This is a genomic window from Rhizobium sp. UFLA01-1127, from assembly GCF_059803845.1.
Genome location: NZ_JAUQTZ010000097.1, coordinates 1 through 23764, shown reverse-complemented (window position 1 = coordinate 23764; position 23764 = coordinate 1). Strand labels below are relative to the sequence as shown.

The window sequence follows — 23764 nt, the reverse complement described above, 5'->3', positions numbered from 1 at the left end:
GGTATCGCTGGAAGATGAAATTACGGCGCTGGAGGCGATGACCGGCCTTTCGGCGGGCTACCGCCGCGCCGGACGGCTGATTCCATTGCCGAGGCCGCATCTGAGGCAGATCGCGCTCGGTCATTCCTGGGATGCGGAGGCGCATTGGCGGCATGGAGAGCGGCGGTTTCACTGGCATGTGCTCGATGCGGCACCCGTCGAAGACTGGATCGATCCTTCCCTCGCCGAAAGCGGGTTCGTTTACGACACCCTGGCCGCGCGGGTCGCGCCGCGCGCCTTTCTAGATGTGCTTCATAAATTTCTGGCCGGTGCGCGGCATGTCCGGCTCGCTGAAGGCGCTACTGTCGAGAGCCTTGATCCGGATCGGGGTCTGGCGCGCACGAATGAGGGCGATATTGCCTTCGGGCGTGCCATCCTTGCCGCCGGTCATCGCTCCTTTCCAATTCTTGATGAGCTGACGGAAGGCCGCAAATCCTCGCTTGGTCAGCCGGTCAAGGGGCAGGCGGCCATGCTGAAGGCCGATGTCGATAGCGGTCTGCCCGTCATTTTCAGGGATGGCCTCTATATCGTGCCCCATGAGAAGGGACTGGTCGCAGTCGGCAGCACGAGCGAGAATCGTTTCGATGATCCGATGTCGACGGACGGGCAGCTCGACGATCTGCTCGCTGCAGCACGTATCATGGCGCCGGTGCTGGCCGGCGCAGAGGTGATGGAACGCTGGGCCGGCCTGCGCCCGAAAGCCGTGGATCGAGATCCGATGGTGGGGGCGCATCCCGACCATCCCTCGCTGATTGCATTGACCGGAGGCTTCAAGGTGAGCTTCGGCTTGGCGCATCGGCTGGCCGAAGCGGCCGTGCGGGAGGCGGCGGGTATGCCTTGTCGCTTCAAGTTGCCGCTGAGCTTCACTTTAGCAAGTCATATTTCAGTCATATCACATAAAACGTGAATTTACGCCTCTTTCGGGTCGTCAATCTGTCACGCAAATCACCTATCTCCTTGGCCATCGGTGCCGGTTTGTCGCGCCCTGGAGGAGATTTCATGCGCTATGCCATTTGCTTCACGCCGTCTGCGAGCGATCCGCTGACGCTTGTGGCGGCGAATTGGCTCGGCCGCAACATCTATTCCGGCGAGATGGTCGATCCGCCCGCAGTTCGCGGGCTTGGTATCCATGAGATCGCTTTTTACACCGCGGTTCCGCGCCGTTACGGCTTCATGGGGCTTCTGAAGGCGCCGTTCCGGCTGGCCGAAGACATGACCGAGGCGGGGCTGCTGCGCGACCTGATGCGGTTTTCGGGCACGGTCGCGCCCTTCGAGCTTCCCAAGCTCGAGGTCGCGCGGCTCGGCGGCGCGCTAGGTCTGGTTCCTTCCACGCCGAGCCAGCAGATGCATTTCCTGGCGGCATCGATCGTGCAGACCTTCGATCAGTATCGGGCACCGTTGAGCGAAGCCGAGATCGAACGGATCGATCCGGATGGCCTCTCTGCGACGCAGTTCGCCAATCTCCATCGCTGGGGCCACCCGCATGTCATGGATGAGTTCCGCTTCCAGATGATGCTGACGGGTACGGTGAGCCCAAGCGACATGCCGCGCATCGAACGCGCGCTGCGCGATTTCTTCGAGCCGGCCCTGGCCGCACCCGTTCCCGTATCCAACATCGCCCTGATGATGGAAGATGGGGCCGGCGGTCCGTTCCGGGTGCATTCGCTGCATCCCATGGGAAAGATAAGCGCGCGGAAGATCGCGTAGATCAACGGATGGCGCGCGCCAATACCTCGCTTTGAAGCGAAAGTGATTTTTCCAGTTTCCGTCTCGACTTTCCCGACGTGGATGCTACCGTTCCGCGATCAGAGAAGGTGCTTCAATGTCGGAAATCTATCCCCGTAATCTTATCGGCTACGGCCGCAACACGCCTGACCCCAAATGGCCCGGAGATGCCCGCATCGCGGTGCAGTTCGTGATCAACTACGAAGAGGGCGGGGAAAGCTGCATTCTCGATGGTGATGGCGGCTCCGAAAGCCTGCTCTCCGAGATCGTTGGCGCGGCTTCCTGGCCGAATCAGCGCAATCTCAACATGGAATCGATCTACGAATATGGTTCGCGTGCCGGCTTCTGGCGGCTGTGGCGCATGTTCACCGAGCTCAAGGTTCAGGCGACCGTCTATGGCGTGACGCTCGCCATGGCGCGCAATCCGGAAGCGGTTGCCGCCATGAAGGAGGCCGGCTGGGAGATTGCGAGCCACGGCTATCGCTGGCTGGAATACAAGGATTTTTCCGAGGATCTGGAACGCAAGCATATCCTCGAGGCCGTGCGGCTGCATACCGAACTCACCGGCGAGCGGCCCTACGGCATGTATCAGGGCAAGCCGTCGGACAATACGCTGCGTCTCGTCATGGAGGAGGGCGGTTTCCTCTATTCTTCCGATTCCTATGCCGACGATCTGCCTTTCTGGGTCGATGGTCTGAACGGCACGCCGTTCCTGATCATCCCCTATACGCTGGAAACCAACGATATGCGCTTTGCGACGCCGCAAGGCTTCAATTCCGGCGACCAGTTTTTCACCTATCTGAAGGACGCTTTCGACACGCTTTATGAGGAAGGGAAGCAGGGCAGCCCGAAGATGATGTCCGTGGGCTTGCATTGCCGCCTCGTCGGCCGCCCCGGCCGCGCTGCTGCGCTCCGGCGGTTCATCGAATATGTGCAGAAGCACGACAAGGTCTGGATCCCGAAGCGCGTCGAGATCGCCAACCACTGGTATGAGAATCACATGCCGGGAGGCGCGCGCTGATATGATCTCGCGGGACGATTTTGTCAGCCGCTTCGGCGGCGTCTTCGAACATTCGCCTTTCGTTGCCGAGCGTGCCTTTGATGCCGGCGCCATCGCCGAGCCGTTGACCTCGAGCGGCGTGCATGCCGCATTGGTACAGGTCTTCCGTGCCGCCAGCGAGGCGGAGCGGCTGGGCGTGCTGCGAGCGCATCCCGATCTCGCCGGCCGGCTGGCAATCGCCGGCAAGCTGACCGAGGATAGCCGCAACGAGCAGGCCGGCGCTGGGCTCGACCGGCTGAGTCCCGAGGAGCACGCGCGGTTCACTGAACTCAATGCCGCCTACGTGACGAAATTCGGCTTTCCCTTCATCATCGCGGTCAAGGGGCTCGACAAGGACGATATCCTTGCTGCCTTCGAAACCCGGATAAACAATGGTAGGGATGCGGAGTTTGCGACTGCGGCGGCGCAGGTCGAAAAGATCGCTCTTTTGCGTCTGCAGTCCATGCTCCCTGAAGCCTGATGTGCGGCCGCCGGGCCGTCATCCCTCCCGTGCCTGCTTCCGGATAGGTTTTCTCGCAGAAAGTACGAGCTATTTTTCGGTCCGTTCATGGCCTAGTATCCACGGGTAGGATGCTGCGGTGAGGCCATGAAAGCACTGTCCAGAAATAGAAGAGAGCGGGCGATCGGTAATGCCGAGCGGCGTTTCAGCGCAAAGAGATTACACATTGTCTGCGAAGAGAAGCCGGCATGAGTCTGGATCGGCTGATCACTTATCTCGAGCGCATGCAGCTTACTGCATCCGAAATCGGTCAATTCCTTCGGGGGATCGATCAGGCCGCATTTTCCGACGATCTCGAGAAGCAGCGCGCCGTCGGTATGAATCTTCTGCTGATCGGCGAGGCCGCCACACGCATAGCAGAAGAATATCCGGAGTTTGTCGTTGACCATCCGGAATTGCCTTGGCATGTGATGCGCGACTTCCGGAATCGGATTGCGCAAGGGTATTTCGACATCGAGTTGACGACCCTCTGGGATATCGCCCACAAATCCCTTCCGGAGTTGCTCCTGCAACTGGACTTCATTCGCCATTGGCGTGCGGAAGGCGAATAATCATTCAATGACACAGCATCTCGACATCAATCCTTTGACAAAGGCCGCATTCGCGCCGTTCGGCGACGTGATCGAGGCCGATCCGGCAACGATGCGCTACATCAACGGCGGGACGACGGAGCGCTTTCATGCGCTGTCCAGCACCGAGGCCATTGGTGACGGGGCGCGGGTTATCCTGAACCTCTTTCGCGGCCAGCCGCGCGCCTTTCCCTTTTCGATCGACATGATGGAGCGCCATCCGTTCGGCAGCCAGTGTTTCGTGCCGCTGAACGGCCGGCCGTTCCTCGTCGTGGTCGCGGAGGACGAAGGCGGCAAGCCTGGCCGGCCACAGGTCTTTCTGGCGCGCGGCGACCAGGGCGTGAACTACCGGGTCAATGTCTGGCATTACCCGCTGATGGCGCTCGACGAGCAGAGCGATTTTCTTATCGTGGATCGCGACGGGCCTGGAAACAATCTGGAAGAGTATTTCTTCGACACGCCCTTCATCATCGGAGCACCGACGCCATGACCGGACTGACCACCCATGTCCTCGATACCGCCCTCGGCAAGCCGGCCGAAGGTCTGGTGATTGATCTCTTCAAGATCGAGGGCGATGCCCGCAGGCATGTGAAGACGGTCACGACCAACTCGGACGGCCGCGTGGATGGCGGCCCAATCCTCATCGGCGAAAGTTTCGTTGCAGGCACCTATGAGTTGCTGTTTCGGGCGGGGGACTATCTGCGTGCCAGCGGCACCAAATTGCCGGAGCCGGCTTTCCTTGATCTCGTGCCCATCCGCTTCGGCATCGCCGATACGACGGCGCATTACCATGTGCCGCTGCTGATCTCGCCCTACGGCTATTCCACCTATCGCGGGAGTTGAGGCATGCGCTTCGCTGCCATTGCGGATGTCCACGGCAATCACCTTGCGCTCGAGGCTGTGCTTGCGGATATCCGCGAGCAGGGCATCACTGAGGTCATCAATCTTGGCGATTGCTTCAGCGGGCCGCTGACGGCAGGAAAAACCGCCGATCTGCTGCTGGAGCTGAATATGCCGACAGTACGCGGCAATCACGACCGATATCTGATCGAACAGGCGCCGGAAATGATGCATATCTCGGACCGGGCTGCCTATTCCGAGCTCACCGAGCCTCATCTCGGGTGGCTGCGCGGCTTGCCCGTCAGTGCAGTTTATCAGGATGAGGCCTATCTCTGCCACGCCACGCCGGCTGACGATAACGTCTATTGGCTCGAATCCGTCTCACCAGATGGTCATGTCTATCTGAAGCCTCTGGAAGAGATCGAGACGCTGGCCGCCGGCATTGATTTTCCGCTAATCCTATGCGGGCATACGCATATTCCGCGTGTCGTCAGGCTTTCCGATGGGCGCCTGATCGTCAATCCCGGCAGCGTCGGCTGCCCCGCCTATGAGGACGATCTGCCCTATTATCATAAGGTGGAGGCCGGCCATCCTCTCGCTTCCTATGCCATTTTGGAAAAGGCCGGTGACCATTGGCTGCCGGTCTTTCGGCAGGTCGCCTACGATCATATGGAGATGGCGAAACTTGCGGCGCAGAATGGTCGCGGGGAGTGGGCGAGCGGTCTGGCGACGGGCTGGCTGCGTTAGGCATGTTCCTTGACTTTAGGCTGAACTTGTACCATTTATTGTACAAGTGTGGTTATAGGAGTGGAACATGCGAACGGTCATGTTTTCAGCAGCACGGAATGAACTTGCTAGCTTGCTTGATGAAGTCGCGCAGGATCGTGTCGCCGTGGAAATTGTCCGTCGCGATAAGCCATCTGCCATTCTGATCGACAAAGAAGAATATGAAGGAATCATCGAGACGCTTCATGTCCTGTCGACACCGACAAATGCGTCAAGATTGATGGAAGCGATCACCGATGCAAACGAGGGAAAGAACCTCGTTTCTCACGATTTGCTCGATCTGAAGTAAATTTGTCATGTTGCTTGCCTGGCACGCACATGCTTGGGAAGACTATTTATATTGGCAGGAAAGAGACCGTAAAATAGCCGTTAGAATCAACGAGCTCTTGCGGGACGCGTTACGCCACCCTTTTGAGGGACTCGGCAAACCAGAGCCCCTGCGCAATCAACTCAAAGGGCAATGGTCACGTCGCATCACGCAAGAGCACAGGCTGGTTTACAAAGTCGAAGGTGACGGCGGCCGGCAAACGCTTATCGTTTTGCAATGTCGCTTCCACTATTAGAAATCAGCCAGGATCGACCGATCCACGGCTTTGATATCCCGCTTGCCGCACAGCGCCATGGAAATATCCAGCTCCTTGCGGATGATTTCGAGCGCAAGCGTCACGCCTTCCTTGCCCATGGCCCCCAGGCCATAAAGGAAGGGGCGGCCGATGTAGGTGCCTTTGGCGCCGAGGGCTATGGCCTTCAGCACATCCTGGCCGGAGCGGATGCCGCCATCCATATGCACCTCGATCCTGCCGCCAACGGCATCGACGATCTTTGGCAGCATGCTGATGGAGGAATGGGCGCCGTCGAGCTGCCTGCCGCCATGATTGGAGACGATGATGGCGTCTGCACCGGTATCGACGGCCGCCTTGGCATCCTCGACGTCGAGAATGCCCTTGATGATCATCGGGCCACCCCATTGCTCCCTGATCCAGGCGACGTCCCTCCAGGAGAGCTTGGGGTCGAACTGTGAATGCGTCCAGTGCGACAATGTCGTCATGTCGGAAATATCCTTGGCATGGCCGATGATATTTCCGAAGGAATGTCGCTTGGTCTTCAGCATATTCACGCACCAGCGTGGCCGCGTCGCCATCTGCCACAGGTTCTTTATCGTCATTTTCGGCGGCGCCGAAAGGCCGTTGCGGATGTCGTTGTGGCGTTGGCCGAGGATTTGCAGATCGGCCGTCAGAACCAGCGCCGAGCATTTCGCCGCTTTGGCGCGATGGATCAGGTTCAGCACGAAATCGCGATCCTTCATCACATATAGCTGGAACCAGAATGGCTGCTTCGTGACCGAGGCGATGTCCTCGATCGAGCAGATGCTCATCGTGGACAGCGTGAAGGGAATGCCGAATTCTTCGGCTGCGCGCGCCGCCAGCATCTCACCATCGGCGTGCTGCATGCCGGTGAGGCCCGTCGGCGCCAGCGCGACCGGCATCGAGGCCTTCTGGCCGACCATGGTGGTCGCGAGCGACCGGTCGGACATGTCGACGAGGACACGCTGGCGCAGCTTGATCCTGGCGAAGTCAGCCTCGTTTGCCCGATAGGTCGATTCCGTCCAGGAGCCAGAATCGGCATATTGGAAGAACATTTTCGGCACACGTCGCCGAGCAAGCGTCTTCAGTTCGGCGATGGTAAGCGGCGCGGTCATAATCTCAGCCTTCTGGATGGTGGCATGGCGGTGGGTGCGGATTGCCTTATCGCAGTGTAGATTTCATCGGCTTGCCGGCGACATAGGTTTCGACGACGGCGCGGTCATCGCCCATGGTTTGCAGCAGGAACAGCTCTTCAGTGAGGCTCTTCGTCACCTCCATCTTCAGCGCCATGGCCGGCGTTGCAGCTGCATCGAGGACGATGAGATCGGCTTCGGTGCCGGCGTCGAGCGTGCCGATCTTGTCGACGAGGGAGAGGGACACGGCATTCCCTCGGGTCATGTAATAGTAGCTTTCCAGCGGATTCAGGCGCTCGCCAAGCAGCTGCTGGATCTTGTAGGCTTCATCCATGGTACGCAGCATGGAATAGCTGGAGCCGCCGCCGATGTCGGTGGCGACACCGATGCGAACGGGCTTCTCGCGCCGCGCCAGCGCCTTCAGCGGGAAGAGGCCGGAGCCGAGGAAGAGATTTGAGGTCGGGCAATGCACCGCGACTGCGCCGGCCTCGCTCATGGCGTCGGCTTCCCGTTTGGAAAGATGGATCGCATGGCCGAACAGGCTCTTGGGGCCAAGCAGCCCGTAGCGTGCATAGATATCGGTATAGTCGATCGCATCCGGATAGAGCTCGCAGGTGAACTTGATCTCCTCGTCGTTCTCGGACAAGTGCGTCTGGATGTGCAGATCCGGGAATTCGCGGGCAAGCGCTGCCGTCGCCTCCATCTGCGCCGGCGTCGAGGTGATGGCGAAGCGCGGGGTGATGGCGACGTGATTACGGCCTTTGCCGTGCCAGTCTGATATCACCTGCCGGGTCTCGTCATAGCCCATCTCGGGCGTATCGAGCAGGCCCTGCGGAGCGTTGCGGTCCATCATCACCTTGCCGCCGACCATGCGCATGTTGCGTCGCACGGCTTCGGCAAAATAGGCGTCGGCAGATGTCTTGTGCACTGAGCAATAGGCGACGGCCGTCGTCGTGCCGTGGCGGATCATCTCGTCGTAGAAATGCGTGGCGATACGCTCCGCATGCGCGCTTTCCACGAAGCGGCATTCCTCGGGAAAAGTATAGGTGTTCAGCCATTCCAGGAGGTTGGCGGCGTAGGAGGCGATCACCTGCATCTGCGGGAAATGCAGGTGCATGTCGATGAAGCCGGGCAGGATCAGATGGGGGCGATGGTCGATTTCGGTGACGTCTTCCGGCGCCTGCGCCTTGATATCGGCATAGGGGCCGGTCGCGACGATCAAGCCGTTTTCGATCAGCAGGCCGCCATCGCTTTCGTAAGCATAGCTGCCGGTATCATCGAGGCTTTGCGGCAGGCGCTTGAAGGAAAGCAGGCGGCCGCGCAGAAGGGTAGTCATTGGGTCTTTTCTCCGATCGAGCTTTCGAACCAGGCGACCAGCAGCTTGCGTTCCTCCGGCGTGACGTCGGTGACGTTGCCGGGCGGCATGGCATGGCTGCGGCCTGCCTGGATATAGATCTCCCGGGCATGCATAGCGATTTCCGCGTCGTTTTCCAGCGTTACGCCCTTCGGCGGGCGGACGATCCCCTCATAGACGGGTTCGGCCGCATGGCACATGGAACAGCGCGCCGAGATCATCTGCTTGACGGCTGGGAAATGTACATCGGAGGCGAACTGCTGAAAGGCCGGGGCGACTGCATTCGCATCCTTTTCGCCAGTGAGCACCTTCGGAACGGTCGAAAGCCACATGATGACAATGAAGAGGACGACGGTGACGATCCAGGTCCAGGTCGGGCGGCCCTTGCGGGCATGTGTGGTGTTGAACCAGTGGCGGATGGTGACGCCCATCAGGAAGACCAGCGCTGCGATCACCCAATTGTAGGCCGTGCCGAAGGCCAGCGGATAGTGATTCGACAGCATGAAGAAGATGACGGGCAGCGTCAGGTAGTTGTTGTGCAGCGAGCGCTGTTTGGCGATACGGCCATATTTCGGGTCGGGCGTGCGCCCGGCGATGAGGTCTGCGACGACGATCTTCTGGTTAGGAATGATGATCATGAAGACATTGGCGGACATGATCGTCGCGGTAAAGGCGCCGAGATGCAGGAAGGCGGCGCGGCCGGTGAAGAGATGCGTATAGCCCCAGGCCATGAAGACCAGGACGGCATAGAGCACGATCATCAGCCCCCAGGTATTGTTGCCGAGCGGCGACTTGCAGAGCAGGTCATAGACGAGCCAGCCGCCGGCAAGCGAAGCGAGCGAAATCAGGATCGCGACGGGAACGTTGACATCGAGCACATGCCGGTCGATGAGGAAGAGGTTGGCGCCGCCGTAGTAGACGATGCACAGCATCAGGAAGCCGGAAAGCCAGGTGAAATAGCTCTCGTATTTGAACCAGGTCAGATGCTCGGGCATCTGCGCGGGGGCGACGAGATATTTCTGGATATGATAGAAGCCGCCGCCGTGAACCTGCCATTCTTCGCCATAGGCGCCGGGTGGAAGATGCGGGCGCTTCACCAGCCCGAGATCCAGCGCGATGAAGTAGAAAGATGAACCGATCCAGGCAATGGCGGTTATGACGTGGAACCAGCGGGCGGCAAAGGCCAGCCACTCCCACGCGATGGCGTATTCATACATTCAGTTCCCCTTTTTCTTCCTCCGACTCCGCACCTTGCAAAATGTTGAAGGCGGAGGGAAGGGGAGAGTTTGATGCGCCGGTAAAAAGCCACGGCCTTGTTTCGCGCGCCGGCCGCATTAGATCACTTTATGGCAGCTTTTTAATAAAATGCCTCGGCTGCTTGGAGCGGGCCGTGTCCGCGGCAGTCGTCTATTTTCGACGGAGAATTGCCCATGCGTGGTATTCTGACGTTCGTTTTTATTGTCTTTGCAAGCTCTGCCGTGGCGCACGATGCACCTTCCGGTTGGTCCTATGATCCCTATTGTTGCAATGGCGACGGCCAGACCGGCGATTGCGAGATGATCCCGTCGCGCACGGTCACCATCATCCCGGGCGGCTATCGGGTGACGATCAATCCCGGCGATCACCGAAATGTGACGCATGGGCACATCTTCACTTTGCCGCAGCAGAAAGCAATGCACTCACCGGACGGTGCCTATCATCTCTGTCTGTTTCCGGACGAGAATACTCCGCGCTGCTTCTATGCGCCTGATATGTCGGATTGACTTATTCAAGCGGCATCCCGAACTCACCGAGGATCCAGTCCCTGAAGGCGCGGATACGTGGTGTGTGGCGCCTGTTTTCAGGATAGGCGATCCAATAATCGGAGCCGTCGGTGGACAGAAGATCGAACGGCTGGATCAGCCGGCCTGCAGCCAAGTCATCCGCATAAAATTCTGGAGTGAGCACGGCAACGCCTTGGCCCGCTATGGCCGCGCTGGCTTCGAAGGATTGCGCGCCGAGCCGGCTGCGCGGCCTGCCTTGAAGGCCGGGATCCGGCACGCCGGCCTCGTGGAACCATTGAACCCACCACGGGTCGCCGGCATCGATGATGCGCAGTTTGAGGAGGTCGGACGGTTCGTGCACGCCGCCGATCGTGGCCGCGAGGGCCGGGCTCAGCATGGGTGTGAAGTGCATCTTCATCAGAAGGTGCGCGCGCAATCCAGGCCATGTGCCACGCCCGGCGCGGATGGCGATGTCGGACGGTTCCCGGGCGAAGTCGATGATCGATCCCGAGGTGGCGAGGCGAACGGCGATCCTGGGGTGTTTGAGCTGAAACGCGCCGATGTGCTGAGCCAGCCACTGGGACGCGAATGTTGGGGTGGAATGGATGTGGAGCGTAGTTTCGGCCTCGCCGCTGAAGGAGGCCATGGCATCCTGCAGCATGGCAAAGGCTTCGGCGACTTTCGGGGCAAGCTGTTCGCCCGCTTCGGTCAGCAGGATCTGCCGCGGACGGCGCAGGAAAAGAGGCTCACCCGTCATCTCCTCCAACAGCTTGATCTGATAGCTGACGGCCGTCTGCGTCATGCCGAGCTCTTCGCCGGCGCGCGTGAAACTGCCGAGCCGGGCCGCAGCTTCGAAGACACGGAGCGCGTTCAGCGGGAAGCGTTTAGAGAGTTTCATGGATAAGTTCTCTTTATGCATGCAGGCGATAGTTCGATTGGAATTTCAGCATTTTTCCCGCCAATCTGCAATCCACATCGTTGATTGGATTGAGGTGTCGTCATGGATTGCTATGTTGCGGAACAGATGGAAACGGCAAGGCCAAGCGTCTTGGCACGGGTCTTGGAATCGTTGACGCAGGTTTTCGCCAAGCATGCGGAACCGTCGCCGCATCTCGATCTTGACGAGATGCCGGACCGGCTGAAGCGCGACCTCGGATTTCTGGACGGGCGCGAGCCGCATTGTGAAGACGGGCGGCTGTTGTAGGTGGCAAGGAGCGAAAGCCGGGAGAACGGCAATCACATCCTCTTCAGCCGCTCCACCGCCATCAGTACTCGTTCAGGTGTTGCCGGCGCATCGAGGCGCGGGCAGACGCGGTAATCCGCGACGCTGGCGACCGCCATCGACAGCGCCTCGAGCACGGATATGCTGAGCATGAAGGGAGGCTCGCCGACAGCCTTCGAGCGGCCGATGGTGGCTTCCGTATTTTCGGACCATTCCGCCAGGCGCACGTTGAAAATCTTTGGCCGGTCGGAGGCAAGCGGGATTTTGTAGGTCGACGGGGCATGCGTGCGCAGCCGGCCCTTGGCGTCCCACCATAATTCCTCGGTCGTCAGCCAGCCCATACCTTGCACGAAGGCACCCTCGACCTGGCCGGTATCGATCGCCGGATTGAGGGAGCGGCCGACGTCGTGGAGGATGTCGGTGCGGTCGATCAGATATTCGCCCGTCAGCGTATCGATCGAGACTTCCGAGCAGGCGGCGCCATAGGAGAAGTAGTAGAAGGGCGTGCCGCGCCCAGCCTTGCGGTCCCAATGGATCTTCGGCGTCTTGTAGAAACCGGCAGCCGAGAGCTGGATGCGGGCGAAATAGGCCTGCTTGACGAAATCCGGGAAGGGGATTTCGTCCTCACCGACGCGCACGCGATTGGGAAGGAACTGCACCTCCTCGGCGCCGACACCCCATTTCTCTGCCGCGAAGGCGACCAGCCGCTCCTTGATCTGCCGCGCGGCGTCATGGGCTGCCATTCCGTTCAGATCCGAGCCGGACGACGCCGCCGTCGCGGATGTGTTCGGCACCTTGCCGGTCGTGGTCGCGGTGATCTTCACCTTGTCGATATCGACCTGGAAGCTGTCGGCCAAAACCTGTGCCACCTTGATATAGAGGCCCTGACCCATTTCGGTGCCGCCATGATTCAGGTGGATGGAGCCATCCTGATAGATATGCACCAGCGCGCCTGCCTGATTGAAGGCGGTCATGGTGAAGGAGATGCCGAATTTCACCGGCGTCAGCGCGATCCCCTTACGAATGAACCGGCTGGAACGGTTGAACTCGATGATGGCGTTGCGCCGCGTCTGATAGTCGGCGGTCTGTTCCAGCTCGTCGACGATGCGGTTGATGATGTTGTCGGTGACCTCCTGGTGATAGGGGGTCAGCGTCCGGCCGGAGCCTGGCTCGCCGTAGAAATTGGCGCGGCGGATCTCCAGCGGGTCCTTGCCGAGCGCATAGGCGATCTCCTCGATCATGCGCTCGCCGCCGACCATCCCCTGAGGGCCGCCGAAGCCACGGAAGGCAGTGTTGGAGACGGTGTGGGTCTTTAGCGGTTTCGAGACCAGATGCACATGCGGGTAGAAATAGCTGGAATCCGCATGGAACAGCGCGCGATCGGTAACCGGGCCGGAAAGATCGGAGGAGAAGCCGCAGCGCGCGGCATAGGTGGCGTCGACGGCATGGATGCGGCCTTCGTCGTCGAAGCCGACTTCGTAATCCACGAGGAAATCGTGGCGCTTGCCGGTCGCGCTCATGTCCTCGTCGCGATCGGGCCGGAATTTCACGGCACGGCCGAGCTTCTTAGCGGCGACGGCGGCAAGCGCCGCAAACTGGTTGCCCTGCGTTTCCTTGCCGCCGAAGCCGCCGCCCATGCGGCGTACGTTGACGGTCACGGCGTTGGACGGAATCCCGAGAACATGGCCGACGATGTGCTGGATTTCGCTTGGATGCTGCGTCGACGACCAGACGGCGACCTCATCGTCCTCGCCGGGGACTGCCATGGCGATATGGCTCTCGAGGTAAAAATGCTCCTGACCGCCGATGCGCATCTGCGCCTTGATGCGATGCTTGGCATTCGCCATCTCGGTTTCGGGGTCGCCGCGCTTCAGCGTCATCGGCTCGTAGACGAGCGGTGCGCCATTGGCGAGCGCACCGTCGATATCGCTCCAATGCGGCAGGTCGCGATAATCGATCTTGGCAAGGCGGGCGGCACGGCGGGCGGCATCGCGGGTTTCGGCGATGACCGCGAAGATCGGCTGCCCGTGGAATTCGACCTTCTTTTCGGCAAGCAGCGGCTCGTCGTGCATGCCGTTGGAGCTGGTGTCATTGACACCGGGGAGATCGGCGCCAGTGAAGACCCAGACGACGCCGGGATAGGCTTTGACGGCCGTAAGATCGATGCCGGCGATCTCGGCATGGGCGCGGTCGGAAAGGCCGAGTGCGCCGTGCAGCAGGCCAGCGGGTTCGGGAATGTCGTCGATATAGTCGGCGGCTCCGGTCACGTGCTTATGCGCGGAATCATGCTTGAGCGAGCCATGCATGGAGCCGTTGATGACGACCTTGGCTTCTTCGAAGGTGGATTTGTCCATGGCTCAGGCCTCCACGGTTTCCCTTCTCCCCAGCGGGGAGAAGGTGGCCGGCAGGCCGGATGAGGGGGATGCATCGCAAAGCGATGCGTGTCCTGGGACCAGATGGAAGGAAGCTCGCTCTTTGCCGCGTAGCCCCCTCATCCGCCCTTCGGGCACCTTCTCCCCGAGGGGAGAAGGGGAGGAGAAGCTGCCGCCTTCGTCCAACAATGCCGGCATCGAACCTAAGATATGCCATGGGATGGATTCAAAAACTGTGATCATGCCAGCACCTCGAAACGCTTCAGTTCCTGTGGCGCGCCAGCCGTCTCGAGATAGAAGCGGATGAGAAGATTCTTGGCGGTCAGCTGCCGGTATTCTGCCGAGGCGCGCCAATCGGTGAGCGGCGTGTAATCGGCGTCGAAGGCATTGCGTGCGGCCATGACAGTTGCTTCCGTCCATGGCTTGCCAATCAATTCCGCCTCGACGGTGCGGGCGCGTTTCGGCGTGCCGGCCATGCCGCCGAAGGCGATGCGGATATCTTCGACATTGCCGGCTGAATCCAATGACAGATGGAAGGCGCCGCAGGAGGCCGAAATATCCTCGTCGCGGCGTTTGGAGATCTTGTAGACAGCGAAATGCGCATCCTTGGCCGGATAGGGTACGAAGATGCTCTCGACGAACTCACCGGGACGCCGGTCCTGCTTGCCGTAGTCGATGAAGAAATCTTCGAGCGGCAGGCTGCGCGTGCCTGCCGTCGAGCGCAGCGTCACCGCTGCACCGAGCGCGATCAGTGGCGGCGGCGTGTCGCCGATTGGCGAGCCGTTGGCGATATTGCCGCCGATGGTGCCCATATTGCGCACCTGCTCGCCGCCGATGCGGTCGATGAGATTGGCAAAGGCCGGGATTTTTTCGCCGATCACAGCGAAAGCGCGGCTGTAGGTGACGCCGGCGCCAATCCTCAGGCCTTCGTCTTCGATCGATATCTTCTGCAGATCGGTCAGGTGGTTGATGAAGACGACCGGATTGAGCCGGCGCATCTGCTTGGTGACCCAAAGGCCGACATCGGTCGAGCCGGCAACGACCGTCGCCGTCGGCTCGTCGGCAAGCACCTGCGCCAGCGCCGATACCGAACCGGGCACGATGAGACGATCCTCGCCCTCCGCAATCTCGATGGTATCGCCGCCCTGCATCGCCCAGAGGCGGGCGATGATATCGGCTCTCGTCTTTTCGAGGGGGTCGAAGAGCGCGCTCGGCCGCTTCTGGCTGACCTGTTCGGCCGCTTTGACGATCGGCTCGTAGCCCGTGCAGCGACAGAGATTGCCCTGGAGCGACTTTTCGATCTGCGCCCGGCTGGGCTTTTCCGTCGTCAGCCAGAGGCCATAGAGCGACATGACGAAGCCAGGGGTGCAGAAACCGCATTGCGAGCCGTGGCAATCGACCATTGCCTGCTGCACGGGGTGAAGCGTGCCGTTCTGCGCGGCAAGATGCTCGACGGTGACGACATGGGTCGCATGCAGTGAGCCGACGAAGCGGATGCAGGCGTTGACCGATTCATAATACAGGCCGCCGTCGATCAGACGTCCCACAAGCACCGTGCAGGCGCCGCAATCGCCTTCCGCGCATCCTTCCTTCGTTCCCGTCAGCCGCCGGCTGAGACGAAGGAAGTCGAGCAGCGTCTCGGTGGGGCGCAGGCTGGATAGCGTGATATCCTCGCCATTGAGGATAAAGCGGATGCTGTCGCTCATGTCGTTTCCGTTGATTCTGCGTTTGTCGGGGCCGGAGGCTTCTGCGAATCCGGCCCTAACCGTCTATGGTTATTCCGCGGTCCAGCCACCGTCAATCGAGACGTGCGTGCCGGTGACCTGGCGTGCCTCGTCGCTCGCAAGGTAGAGCGACAGGGCGCCGATTTCCTCTGCCTTGACGAATTCGTGCGTGGGCTGGGCCTTGAGGATGACCTCGTTCTTGACTTGTTCCTCGGTCATCCCTCGTGCCTTCGCCGTGTCCGGGATCTGCTTTTCGACAAGCGGGGTCAGGACGTAGCCGGGGCAAATGGCGTTCACAGTGACGCCGAATTCGGCAAGCTCGAGCGCTGCCGTCTTGGTCAGGCCCAATATACCATGTTTTGCCGCGACGTAGGCGGATTTGAAGGGCGAAGCGACAAGGCCATGGGCGGAGGCGATGTTGATGATGCGCCCGTATTTCTTCGCCTTCATCAGCGGAATGGCGGCGCGGATGGTGTGGAAGGAGCTGGAGAGATTGATTGCGATGATCTGATCCCACTTCTCGATCGGGAAATCCTCGATTTTCTCCACGTGCTGAATGCCGGCATTGTTGACGAGGACGTCGATGCTGCCGAAGGTGGAGTTGGCGGCCGCGATGAGATCGGCGATCTCGCCGGGCTTCGTCATGTCGGCCGGATGATAGACGACCTTGCCGCCGCCGGAAGCTTCCAGCTTCGTCTTGATCGCGTCGATTTCCTCCGGCTTTCCGAAGCCGTTGATAACGACGTTATCACCCTTGGCGGCGAAGGCGGCCGCGATGGCGAGGCCGATACCGCTTGTGGAACCGGTGACGACAACTGTTCTTGCCATGATCTTCTCCTTGGACAGCGCAGCTTCCTGCTGCAGTGCAAAACGGCTTCAGCCTAGTCCCAAACCTCAGGATATGGCAATCGCATTGCCAGTGGCAGCTTTCGCGGCGCATGCGGCACGATGCAGCGAACGGGAAAGCGCACCTTCAGCGAACTTAAACGAAAAATTTCGTTTTGCTTTCTTTTCACATTCGTTTTGCTCGCGTATCTGTTGCTTCGGCATGCAACAGGCGGGAGGACTGCATGAGCGGTTATGTCTTGGCGATCGATCAGGGAACGACGTCGACGCGGGCTATCGTTTTCGACGGCAAAATGAAGGTCGCCGGTGTCGGGCAGATGGAATTCACGCAGCATTATCCGAAACCGGGCTGGGTGGAGCATGATCCGGAAGAGATCTGGTCCTCTGTCCTCGTCACGGTCCGTAAGGCGATCGAGGCAGCCGGCATCACCGCCAAGGATATTGCCGCCCTCGGCATCACCAATCAGCGCGAGACCGTCGTCGTATGGGATCGCGAGACGGGTAAGCCGATCCACAACGCCATCGTCTGGCAGGATCGCCGCACGGCGGGCTATTGCGAGAAACTGAAGCGTCAGGACCTTGAAAAGCTCTTCACGCGCCGCACCGGCCTGCTGCTCGATCCCTATTTTTCCGGTACCAAACTGTCCTGGCTGCTCTCCAACGTGAAGGGCGCGCGTGCCCGCGCTGCCAAGGGCGAGCTTTGCTTCGGCACCGTCGATACCTTCCTGGTCTGGCGGCTGACGGGAGGCAAGAGCTTCGTCACCGACGCTACCAATGCCTCGCGGACGCTGATGTACAACATCGGCACCAACGAATGGGACCAAGATCTCCTGGATATTCTGCGCGTTCCCTCGGTCATGCTTCCTGAGGTGAAGGATTGCGCTGCCGATTTCGGCGTTGCCGATCCCGCGCTCTTTGGCGCAGCAATCCCGATCCTCGGCGTTGCCGGCGATCAGCAGGCGGCGACGATCGGTCAGGCCTGCTTCGAGCGCGGCATGATGAAATCCACCTACGGCACCGGCTGCTTTGCGCTGCTCAACACCGGCACGGACATGGTGCGCTCGAAGAACCGGCTTTTGACCACCATCGCCTATCGGCTCAATGGCGAGACGACCTATGCGCTCGAAGGCTCGATCTTCATCGCGGGCGCTGCGGTACAATGGCTGCGCGATGGGCTGAAGGCCATCCAGCGCGCTTCGGATTCCGGCGAGCTGGCGGCCAAGGCCGATCCGCTGCAGGAGGTCTATCTGGTGCCAGCCTTTACCGGCCTCGGTGCACCGCATTGGGACCCGGATGCACGCGGCGCGATCTTCGGGCTGACGCGCAATACCGGGCCTGAGGAGATCGTCCGGGCGGCGCTGGAGGCCGTCTGCTATCAGTCGCGCGATCTCCTGGATGCCATGCACAAGGATTGGCGTAATGGCAACGGGCAGGAGACGGTGCTGCGCGTCGACGGCGGAATGGTGGCTTCCGACTGGACGATGCAGCGGCTTGCCGACCTGCTCGATGCGCCGGTCGACCGCCCCACGATTCTGGAAACCACTGCCCTGGGCGCCGCCTGGCTTGCCGGAAGCCGTGCCGGCGTCTGGCCGGATCGCGCCGGTTTTGCCAAGGCCTGGGCGCGAGACCGGCGGTTCGAACCGGCTATGGACGGCAAAACCCGAAATGCCAAGCTGAAGGGCTGGAAAAACGCCGTGAAGCGGACGTTGACTGCCTGATAATGGCGGTCGGACGGCTGTTCATCCCCGATCCGGCTCATCCGCCAAGCCGATCATTTCCAACGATAATTTTTTGACGCGACCTGTCGGTACGCGTGATACTCCTTCGTCTTTACCAGAGAAGGAGGTCCTCATGCTTTATGCGATCCTGTGCTACAACGACGAAGATACCGTATTTGCCTGGTCCAAGGAGCAGGAAGAGGCAACCATGGCGCGGCTGATTGCCGTGCAGGAGCCGCTGGCAAAGGCTGGCAAACTCGGGCCGGTGGCGCGACTGATGCCGACCACAGCGGCAATGACCTTGCGCAAGGGCAAGAGCGAGCCGCTCGTCATCGACGGTCCTTTTGCCGAAACGAAAGAGCAATTGCTCGGCTTCTACGTCGTCGATTTCGAATCGCTTGATGAGGCACTTGAATTCTCGAAAGAGCTGGCAGTCGCCAATCCTGGGGTCGGCTCCTATGAGATTCGTCCGCTTTACGTATTCAGGCAGGGGACAATCGCAACATGACGGATATTGGCTGGATCGACATCGCGCTTACCAATGCCCGGCCGCAAGTGCTGGGCGCGCTGCTGCGCTATTTCCGCAATCTCGACACTGCGGAGGAAGCCTTTCAGGAGGCCTGTCTTCGGGCCTTGAAGACCTGGCCGGACAAGGGGCCGCCACGTGATCCCATAGCGTGGCTGATTTTCGTCGGTCGCAACAGCGGCATCGATACGGTACGCAAGCAGGCGAAATTGCAGAGCCTGCCGGACGAGGAGGCGATTTCCGATACCGGCGATGCCGAGAGCGACCTGGCCGAGCGCCTCGATGGCTCGGGTTATCGCGACGACATTCTTCGGCTGCTGTTCATCTGCTGTCATCCTGATCTGCCGGCAACGCAGCAGATTGCGCTTGCGCTGCGCATCGTTTCCGGACTTTCGGTGCAGCAGATCGCCCGCGCATTCCTCGTCAGCGACAGCGCGATGGAGCAGCGGATCACGCGGGCGAAAGCGCGTGTGGCCGCAGCCGGTGTTCCCTTCGAAACGCCGGGGGCGGTGGAGCGGAGCGAAAGGCTGGCACTTGTGAGCGCCATGATCTACCTCATCTACAATGAAGGCTATTCGGCCGGCGGTGCGCATCGCGAGGCCGCCGCCTTTGCCGATGAGGCGATCCGGCTTGGCCGGCTGCTGCTGCGCATCTTTCCCGCGGAGCCGGAGACCATGGCGCTGCTGGCGCTGATGCTGCTGCAGCAATCGCGCAAAGCGGCACGGTTCGATGCGGAGGGACAGATTATTCTCCTCGAGGACCAGGATCGTTCGCTCTGGGATCGGACGTCGATAGACGAGGCGCTCGCGCTGCTCGACAAGGCGATCCGCCATCGCCGGCCCGGCCCCTATCAGGTGCAAGCCGCGATCGCGGCACTGCATTCCCGAGCGAAGCGTGCCACCGATACGGATTGGGAGGAGATCGACCTCCTCTATCAGATGCTGGAAAGGCTGACGCCGTCTCCCGTCGTCACGCTCAACCGTGCGGTGGCGCTCTCGAAGCTCAAGGGGCCGGAGGCAGCTTTGGCGTTGGTCGCGACGCTTGAAGCCCAGCTCGACAGCTATTTCTACTTTCACGGCGTAAGGGGCGGTCTGCTTGCGCAGCTCGATCGCCCGCAGGAGGCGCGCGTTGCCTTCGACCGGGCGATTGCGCTTGCCCGCTCGCCGGCCGAGGCCGCCCATATCCGCCATCAGCTCGATTGCCTGAGCGCGGATGCTCTTGCCGCTGCAAAATAATCGAAAAAATTTTTGTCCGTGCTGTCGAGAAATGACGACTACGCACGTCGTTAGAGTATAGGCACCGTCGCGCTGGCGGCGAAGATCTGAATTTCCGATTCGATTCCGGGGGATACGAGCATGTCTTATGCAGTCGATTCATCTACCTCGTCAGTCACACGAGCCGAGCGCGTCGCCGGCGTGATCCTCAGCGGGCTGATCATTGCCTTTCTTGTCTTTGACGGTGTGATCAAGCTCGTGCCGCTTCCGGTCGTCACGGAGACGATGGCGGGGCTTGGCTATTCCGCCGATCCGGCGCTTGCGCGGCTTCTCGGCGTCATCACGCTCGGCTGCGCCATTCTCTATGCGATCCCGAAAACGTCGGTTCTCGGCGCGATCCTTCTTACAGGCCTTCTCGGCGGGGCGATCGCGACGCATCTCAGGGCCGGTAGCCCGATCTTCTCGCATCTGCTGTTCGGCGTTTTTGTCGGCGTGATCGCATGGGGCGGACTTTATCTTCGCTATGAAGAAGTTCGCAAAATGATCCCGCTTTTTTACCGAAGCTTTTGATTTCGGATTCGATTTGCTAAGGCTCGCTTCCTTGAGAGAAGAGGGAGCGGGCCATGCCGCAAGTGATCGTCGCGCCTGTCAGGCAATCGGATGCGGACGAGCTGATTGCCGCCAATATAGCCAGCCGTGCCCACCATGTGCCCTGGGCCTATCCCTTTCTCGATCGCGACGGTTTCGACGCTTGGTTCGGCCAGACGGTGACGGGACCGAATATTGGTCTGTGGCGCGCGATCCAAGCTCCGGCGGTATCGTCGGCGTCGTCAATATCAGCCAGATGGTCTGGGGCGGCTTTCGCAGCGCCTTTCTCGGCTATCACGGCATGGCGGATTTTGCCGGTCAGGGCTTCATGACGGAGGCGGTTCGTTCGGCTGTTGTCCATGCCTTCGACGCAGTCGGCTTGCATCGGGTGGAGGCCAATATCCAGCCGGGCAATCACTCTTCGATCGCGCTGGTCAAGCGGCTCGGCTTCCGCAAGGAAGGGTTTTCGCCCAAATATCTGAAGATCGGCGGCGTCTGGTGCGATCATGAGCGCTGGGCATTGCTGGCGGACGATCCACGTTCCTGACCCCTTTCGGAATTCGAAAGCCGCGCTATCTGGCAGAATACCCCAGAAAAACGTTGACTGTGCAGAGGGAAGGGGCGAAAGCGACCTTGTGCCTCTCGCCGAACGTTGCTGAGAGTGCGAGCGCGCCGGAAGCCGTAAATGATCGTTTCGACCGAAGAAGAACTGACCAAGCTCAAAGATATCGGCCGCATCTGCGCCAATGCGCTGCAGGCCATGGCTGCGGCTCTGGAGCCGGGCATCACCACGCTAGAGCTGGATGCGATCGGCCGCAAGGTACTGGAAGATGCCGGCGCGCAATCGGCGCCGGAGCTGGTCTACAAGTTCCCCGGCGCGACCTGCATCAGCGTCAACGAGGAAGTGGCGCACGGCATTCCCGGCCCGCGTATCATCCGGGCGGGGGATCTGGTCAATCTCGATGTATCAGCCGAAAAGGATGGCTTCTTTTCCGATACCGGAGCCTCCTTTACCGTGCCGCCGATCAAGCCGAAGATCGAGCGTCTCTGCCGGGACGGCAAGCGGGCGCTCTGGGTCGGCCTCAATCAGGTAAAGAGTGGCGCGCCGCTTGCAAAGATCGGGCAGGCCGTCGGCGCTTTCGCGCAGAAGAACCGCTATACTTTGATCGCCAATCTTGCCAGCCACGGCATCGGCCGTTCCCTGCATGAAGAGCCCGCCGAGGTTTCTACCTGGGCGGACCCTTCCGAGACCCGGATCATGGAGGACGGCCTGGTCTTCACCGTCGAGCCGTTTCTGTCTCTCGGTGCAATCTGGGCGGAAGGTGGCGACGATGCGTGGACGCTCTATGCCGATCCGCAGGCGCCTACGGTCCAGTACGAACACACGATTGTTGCTACCCGCGGCGGGCCTGTCATTCTGACATTGCCGGACGCCTGAGGTCCTGAAGCGCATCGCAAATCTTTCAGCTTCGTGTCCTGCGCTTCAGGTCTTTGATTTTGCGCCGTTGCCGCAAAACCGCGCAGTTTTGCGCGGCATGCCGTAGCTCAATCGTCGGACTTCGGTCTGTCCTCAGCTTTCGTTTCGCCACGGATGATGTCGGCGGCGGCGCGCTCGAGGATTGCGGCGATGCGTGCGCCTTCGGCCTTGTTCCATGGGAACTTCGAACGAAGGGCCGAGCGCAGCAGATGGCGGGCGCGATGGACGTCGCCGGCGCCATGGCGATCGAACGGGCTATCGCGGCCGTCCTCGTCTCCGCCGTCGAAAACCTCGCGGACGCGGGCCATTTTCTCGCCGATAGAGGCGAGCTTGGCGAGCGTGACCTCGACCAGATCACGATTGTCGTCGACGCGCTTCTGGCCGCTTTCGGTGATGCGGTAAAGCTTCTTCGTGCCGCTCACCTCGACTTCGGCCTGGCCGGTCTCTTCGAGATAGGTCAGCGCGGGATAGATGACGCCCGGGCTTGGTACGTAAAAGCCGCCGGAGCGCTCCTCGAAGGTCTTGATCAGTTCATAGCCGTGGCGCGGCTGCTCGGAGAGCAAGGCGAGGATGATGAGCTGCAGATCGGCCGCATCGAATTTGCGGCCGGTGCGAAACCCGCCGCCGAACATGCCGCCCTTGAAGCCTCTCATGAAGTCTCTCCTATGCTCGTCGCGCGATTCACGGCCTCGGCCATGTCGTAGGATATATGCCTCGACGATGTCAAAGCCATCTCGGAACATATGGCGATCTCTGAAACCTCTCATGTCGTTACTCCTTGAAGTGTGGGTTTATGTCGTTAGTCATGTCGTAAGATATATATCGTAAGATAGCTTTGTTCAAGAGGGGCGATCCGTGCATGGGATAGCCGGCGCGGGAAGGGGCGTCCCGGTGGGGAGAAGTTCAGCCATGGGGTGAAAATCCGCTGCTGAACAACTGCATCACGATCATGGGATAAGCGATTACATCTACGTAAGAATAGGTCCCTGACGGTTGCCGCTTTCGGCGAACTGCCCTAGGCTCGCCGCAAATTGACGCCATTGCGGTTCCATTCAGAACCCGATCAAGGAAGCTTATCCACCGTGTTCCACTCCTTCTTCCCGCAGCCCAGATTGTTCTTCATCTCCATGGCGATCTGGACGCTTGCCTGCATCGCAGCCTGGTATTCGTTTTTTTCCGGCTTGGGGACGCAGTTAGGCTTCGTCATGCCAGGAGAGGGAAAGGAGCCTTACGATCTCAGCTATTTCCTGCTTTGGGGAAACGTGTGGTTTTACGGATTCTTTCTTGTCTGTATCATTATCTTCTGCGGCGCGTGGCACATACGGGCCTGGAATCATCCCTGGAAAGTCTGGTCGTTATGGGGCTCTGCGCTTATCATCCTGGTCACCTATTTCGGCGTTCAGGTAAGTGTGGTCATCAATAACTTTCGCCGTCCGTTTGGTGATCTATTGCAGGCGGCGCTGACAAAGCAGCCTGGCGTGACGACTGATAGTTTTTACTCGCTGATGATCATCTTCGCGCAGATTGCATTCCTCAGCATGTTCGTCTCGATCCTGACGGATTTCTTCACGAGCCACTACATCTTCCGTTGGCGCACGGCGATGAACAATTTCTATATGTCGAAATGGGAAAAGCTGCGCCATATCGAAGGCGCCTCTCAGCGCGTTCAAGAGGATACGATGCGCTTTTCCAGCGTGTTGGAAGGCCTTGGCATCAGTCTCATCA

General features: G+C 60.3%; 27 protein-coding genes. 19 read left to right on the top strand and 8 right to left on the bottom strand.

Going from position 1 to position 23764, the window contains the following annotated elements; translation table 11 throughout:
- The 10 genes from Q4Q11_RS22000 to Q4Q11_RS21955 all read left to right on the top strand — a co-directional run.
- The coding region (locus Q4Q11_RS22000; protein WP_498570804.1) for an NAD(P)/FAD-dependent oxidoreductase at window positions 1-946 on the top strand (946 nt) is incomplete at its 5' end.
- 92 nt (window positions 947-1038) lie between these two features.
- The gene (locus Q4Q11_RS21995; RefSeq protein ID WP_112505462.1) at window positions 1039-1746 is read left to right on the top strand and encodes a DUF1045 domain-containing protein; all 708 of its coding nucleotides are present in this window, start codon (window positions 1039-1041) and stop codon (window positions 1744-1746) included.
- Between the two features lie 115 nt (window positions 1747-1861).
- On the top strand, window positions 1862-2785 hold the full coding sequence (puuE, locus tag Q4Q11_RS21990) for an allantoinase PuuE (RefSeq protein ID WP_112505460.1): 924 nt from the start codon (window positions 1862-1864) through the stop codon (window positions 2783-2785).
- A gap of 1 nt (window position 2786) precedes the next feature.
- Window positions 2787-3284, top strand: a complete 498-nt coding sequence (gene uraD, locus Q4Q11_RS21985; RefSeq protein ID WP_498570803.1) for a 2-oxo-4-hydroxy-4-carboxy-5-ureidoimidazoline decarboxylase — start codon at window positions 2787-2789, stop codon at window positions 3282-3284.
- A 227-nt stretch (window positions 3285-3511) separates the two neighbouring features.
- Window positions 3512-3874 (top strand): HepT-like ribonuclease domain-containing protein, encoded by a 363-nt coding sequence (locus tag Q4Q11_RS21980; protein ID WP_112505456.1) that lies wholly within the window; start codon window positions 3512-3514, stop codon window positions 3872-3874.
- Between the two features lie 7 nt (window positions 3875-3881).
- Window positions 3882-4382: an ureidoglycolate lyase gene (locus tag Q4Q11_RS21975; protein ID WP_112505454.1), complete on the top strand. Its 501-nt coding sequence runs from the start codon at window positions 3882-3884 to the stop codon at window positions 4380-4382.
- Window positions 4379-4735 carry a hydroxyisourate hydrolase gene (gene uraH / locus Q4Q11_RS21970; protein ID WP_112505452.1) on the top strand — a complete coding sequence of 119 codons (357 nt, stop codon included), beginning with the start codon at window positions 4379-4381 and terminating at the stop codon, window positions 4733-4735. The genes Q4Q11_RS21975 and uraH overlap by 4 nt, the downstream gene beginning before the upstream one ends.
- Before the next feature lie 3 nt (window positions 4736-4738).
- A complete protein-coding gene (locus Q4Q11_RS21965; protein WP_113217342.1) occupies window positions 4739-5479 on the top strand; it encodes a metallophosphoesterase family protein in 741 nt (246 codons plus the stop codon).
- A 67-nt stretch (window positions 5480-5546) separates the two neighbouring features.
- Window positions 5547-5807: a type II toxin-antitoxin system prevent-host-death family antitoxin gene (locus tag Q4Q11_RS21960; protein WP_112505448.1), complete on the top strand. Its 261-nt coding sequence runs from the start codon at window positions 5547-5549 to the stop codon at window positions 5805-5807.
- A 7-nt stretch (window positions 5808-5814) separates the two neighbouring features.
- A complete protein-coding gene (locus Q4Q11_RS21955; protein ID WP_498570802.1) occupies window positions 5815-6081 on the top strand; it encodes a Txe/YoeB family addiction module toxin in 267 nt (88 codons plus the stop codon).
- Here the strand turns inward: Q4Q11_RS21955 and Q4Q11_RS21950 are convergent.
- From Q4Q11_RS21950 to puuD, 3 genes are read right to left on the bottom strand one after another with little or no spacing between them, the layout of a single operon-like run.
- The gene (locus tag Q4Q11_RS21950) at window positions 6078-7217 is read right to left on the bottom strand and encodes an alpha-hydroxy acid oxidase (protein WP_498570801.1); all 1140 of its coding nucleotides are present in this window, start codon (window positions 7215-7217) and stop codon (window positions 6078-6080) included. The genes Q4Q11_RS21955 and Q4Q11_RS21950 overlap by 4 nt on opposite strands.
- A gap of 46 nt (window positions 7218-7263) precedes the next feature.
- Window positions 7264-8571 carry a guanine deaminase gene (gene guaD, locus Q4Q11_RS21945; protein WP_498570800.1) on the bottom strand — a complete coding sequence of 436 codons (1308 nt, stop codon included), beginning with the start codon at window positions 8569-8571 and terminating at the stop codon, window positions 7264-7266.
- Entirely contained in the window at window positions 8568-9806 is a 1239-nt protein-coding gene (gene puuD, locus Q4Q11_RS21940) for a urate hydroxylase PuuD (RefSeq protein WP_113217338.1), read from the bottom strand. The genes guaD and puuD overlap by 4 nt, the downstream gene beginning before the upstream one ends.
- Before the next feature lie 213 nt (window positions 9807-10019).
- On the opposite strand from puuD, the gene Q4Q11_RS21935 reads away from it, so the two are divergent.
- Window positions 10020-10352, top strand: a complete 333-nt coding sequence (locus Q4Q11_RS21935; protein ID WP_112505434.1) for a hypothetical protein — start codon at window positions 10020-10022, stop codon at window positions 10350-10352.
- Between the two features lies 1 nt (window position 10353).
- On the opposite strand, the gene Q4Q11_RS21930 is transcribed toward Q4Q11_RS21935, so the two are convergent.
- Window positions 10354-11271 (bottom strand): LysR substrate-binding domain-containing protein, encoded by a 918-nt coding sequence (locus Q4Q11_RS21930; protein WP_113217337.1) that lies wholly within the window; start codon window positions 11269-11271, stop codon window positions 10354-10356.
- 81 nt (window positions 11272-11352) lie between these two features.
- Here Q4Q11_RS21930 and Q4Q11_RS21925 point away from each other — a divergent pair, with 81 nt between their 5' ends.
- On the top strand, window positions 11353-11556 hold the full coding sequence (locus tag Q4Q11_RS21925; protein WP_498570799.1) for a hypothetical protein: 204 nt from the start codon (window positions 11353-11355) through the stop codon (window positions 11554-11556).
- Window positions 11557-11588: 32 nt separating this feature from the next.
- On the opposite strand, the gene xdhB is transcribed toward Q4Q11_RS21925, so the two are convergent.
- From xdhB to Q4Q11_RS21910, 3 genes are all read right to left on the bottom strand, one after another.
- Window positions 11589-13928 (bottom strand): xanthine dehydrogenase molybdopterin binding subunit, encoded by a 2340-nt coding sequence (gene xdhB, locus Q4Q11_RS21920; RefSeq protein WP_498570798.1) that lies wholly within the window; start codon window positions 13926-13928, stop codon window positions 11589-11591.
- Window positions 13929-14185: 257 nt separating this feature from the next.
- On the bottom strand, window positions 14186-15652 hold the full coding sequence (gene xdhA / locus Q4Q11_RS21915) for a xanthine dehydrogenase small subunit (RefSeq protein WP_112505424.1): 1467 nt from the start codon (window positions 15650-15652) through the stop codon (window positions 14186-14188).
- A 69-nt stretch (window positions 15653-15721) separates the two neighbouring features.
- The gene (locus tag Q4Q11_RS21910) at window positions 15722-16498 is read right to left on the bottom strand and encodes a 3-hydroxybutyrate dehydrogenase (RefSeq protein WP_498570797.1); all 777 of its coding nucleotides are present in this window, start codon (window positions 16496-16498) and stop codon (window positions 15722-15724) included.
- A gap of 242 nt (window positions 16499-16740) precedes the next feature.
- On the opposite strand from Q4Q11_RS21910, the gene glpK reads away from it, so the two are divergent.
- The 6 genes from glpK to map all read left to right on the top strand — a co-directional run bounded on the left by glpK (window position 16741) and on the right by map (window position 22000).
- A complete protein-coding gene (gene glpK / locus Q4Q11_RS21905; protein WP_498570796.1) occupies window positions 16741-18234 on the top strand; it encodes a glycerol kinase GlpK in 1494 nt (497 codons plus the stop codon).
- A gap of 133 nt (window positions 18235-18367) precedes the next feature.
- Window positions 18368-18742, top strand: a complete 375-nt coding sequence (locus Q4Q11_RS21900) for a YciI family protein (RefSeq protein ID WP_112505418.1) — start codon at window positions 18368-18370, stop codon at window positions 18740-18742.
- Entirely contained in the window at window positions 18739-19995 is a 1257-nt protein-coding gene (locus Q4Q11_RS21895; protein WP_498570795.1) for an RNA polymerase sigma factor, read from the top strand. Before Q4Q11_RS21900 ends, Q4Q11_RS21895 begins: the two co-directional genes overlap by 4 nt.
- 120 nt (window positions 19996-20115) lie before the next feature.
- Window positions 20116-20544, top strand: a complete 429-nt coding sequence (locus Q4Q11_RS21890) for a DoxX family protein (RefSeq protein WP_498570794.1) — start codon at window positions 20116-20118, stop codon at window positions 20542-20544.
- A 181-nt stretch (window positions 20545-20725) separates the two neighbouring features.
- On the top strand, window positions 20726-21109 hold the full coding sequence (locus tag Q4Q11_RS21885; protein ID WP_498570793.1) for a GNAT family N-acetyltransferase: 384 nt from the start codon (window positions 20726-20728) through the stop codon (window positions 21107-21109).
- Between the two features lie 138 nt (window positions 21110-21247).
- The gene (gene map / locus Q4Q11_RS21880) at window positions 21248-22000 is read left to right on the top strand and encodes a type I methionyl aminopeptidase (RefSeq protein ID WP_113337150.1); all 753 of its coding nucleotides are present in this window, start codon (window positions 21248-21250) and stop codon (window positions 21998-22000) included.
- A 107-nt stretch (window positions 22001-22107) separates the two neighbouring features.
- On the opposite strand, the gene Q4Q11_RS21875 is transcribed toward map, so the two are convergent.
- On the bottom strand, window positions 22108-22692 hold the full coding sequence (locus Q4Q11_RS21875; RefSeq protein ID WP_113217330.1) for a PadR family transcriptional regulator: 585 nt from the start codon (window positions 22690-22692) through the stop codon (window positions 22108-22110).
- A 429-nt stretch (window positions 22693-23121) separates the two neighbouring features.
- Here Q4Q11_RS21875 and Q4Q11_RS21870 point away from each other — a divergent pair.
- The coding region (locus tag Q4Q11_RS21870) for an SbmA/BacA-like family transporter (RefSeq protein WP_498570805.1) at window positions 23122-23764 on the top strand (643 nt) is incomplete at its 3' end.

What these genes read in the sequence shown, in the direction of transcription:
- Q4Q11_RS21955 (WP_498570802.1), top strand. Translation starts at nt 5,815, where the DNA reads ATGTTGCTTGCCTGGCACGCACATGCTTGGGAAGACTATTTATATTGG.
- glpK (WP_498570796.1), top strand. Translation starts at nt 16,741, where the DNA reads ATGAGCGGTTATGTCTTGGCGATCGATCAGGGAACGACGTCGACGCGG.
- uraH (WP_112505452.1), top strand. Translation starts at nt 4,379, where the DNA reads ATGACCGGACTGACCACCCATGTCCTCGATACCGCCCTCGGCAAGCCG.
- puuE (WP_112505460.1), top strand. Translation starts at nt 1,862, where the DNA reads ATGTCGGAAATCTATCCCCGTAATCTTATCGGCTACGGCCGCAACACG.
- xdhA (WP_112505424.1), bottom strand. Translation starts at nt 15,652, where the DNA reads ATGAGCGACAGCATCCGCTTTATCCTCAATGGCGAGGATATCACGCTA.
- xdhB (WP_498570798.1), bottom strand. Translation starts at nt 13,928, where the DNA reads ATGGACAAATCCACCTTCGAAGAAGCCAAGGTCGTCATCAACGGCTCC.
- Q4Q11_RS21910 (WP_498570797.1), bottom strand. Translation starts at nt 16,498, where the DNA reads ATGGCAAGAACAGTTGTCGTCACCGGTTCCACAAGCGGTATCGGCCTC.
- Q4Q11_RS21960 (WP_112505448.1), top strand. Translation starts at nt 5,547, where the DNA reads ATGCGAACGGTCATGTTTTCAGCAGCACGGAATGAACTTGCTAGCTTG.
- Q4Q11_RS21980 (WP_112505456.1), top strand. Translation starts at nt 3,512, where the DNA reads ATGAGTCTGGATCGGCTGATCACTTATCTCGAGCGCATGCAGCTTACT.
- puuD (WP_113217338.1), bottom strand. Translation starts at nt 9,806, where the DNA reads ATGTATGAATACGCCATCGCGTGGGAGTGGCTGGCCTTTGCCGCCCGC.
- guaD (WP_498570800.1), bottom strand. Translation starts at nt 8,571, where the DNA reads ATGACTACCCTTCTGCGCGGCCGCCTGCTTTCCTTCAAGCGCCTGCCG.
- Q4Q11_RS21975 (WP_112505454.1), top strand. Translation starts at nt 3,882, where the DNA reads ATGACACAGCATCTCGACATCAATCCTTTGACAAAGGCCGCATTCGCG.
- Q4Q11_RS21965 (WP_113217342.1), top strand. Translation starts at nt 4,739, where the DNA reads ATGCGCTTCGCTGCCATTGCGGATGTCCACGGCAATCACCTTGCGCTC.
- Q4Q11_RS21875 (WP_113217330.1), bottom strand. Translation starts at nt 22,692, where the DNA reads ATGAGAGGCTTCAAGGGCGGCATGTTCGGCGGCGGGTTTCGCACCGGC.
- Q4Q11_RS21900 (WP_112505418.1), top strand. Translation starts at nt 18,368, where the DNA reads ATGCTTTATGCGATCCTGTGCTACAACGACGAAGATACCGTATTTGCC.
- Q4Q11_RS21925 (WP_498570799.1), top strand. Translation starts at nt 11,353, where the DNA reads ATGGATTGCTATGTTGCGGAACAGATGGAAACGGCAAGGCCAAGCGTC.
- map (WP_113337150.1), top strand. Translation starts at nt 21,248, where the DNA reads ATGATCGTTTCGACCGAAGAAGAACTGACCAAGCTCAAAGATATCGGC.
- Q4Q11_RS21995 (WP_112505462.1), top strand. Translation starts at nt 1,039, where the DNA reads ATGCGCTATGCCATTTGCTTCACGCCGTCTGCGAGCGATCCGCTGACG.
- Q4Q11_RS21935 (WP_112505434.1), top strand. Translation starts at nt 10,020, where the DNA reads ATGCGTGGTATTCTGACGTTCGTTTTTATTGTCTTTGCAAGCTCTGCC.
- Q4Q11_RS21930 (WP_113217337.1), bottom strand. Translation starts at nt 11,271, where the DNA reads ATGCATAAAGAGAACTTATCCATGAAACTCTCTAAACGCTTCCCGCTG.
- uraD (WP_498570803.1), top strand. Translation starts at nt 2,787, where the DNA reads ATGATCTCGCGGGACGATTTTGTCAGCCGCTTCGGCGGCGTCTTCGAA.
- Q4Q11_RS21895 (WP_498570795.1), top strand. Translation starts at nt 18,739, where the DNA reads ATGACGGATATTGGCTGGATCGACATCGCGCTTACCAATGCCCGGCCG.
- Q4Q11_RS21950 (WP_498570801.1), bottom strand. Translation starts at nt 7,217, where the DNA reads ATGACCGCGCCGCTTACCATCGCCGAACTGAAGACGCTTGCTCGGCGA.
- Q4Q11_RS21890 (WP_498570794.1), top strand. Translation starts at nt 20,116, where the DNA reads ATGTCTTATGCAGTCGATTCATCTACCTCGTCAGTCACACGAGCCGAG.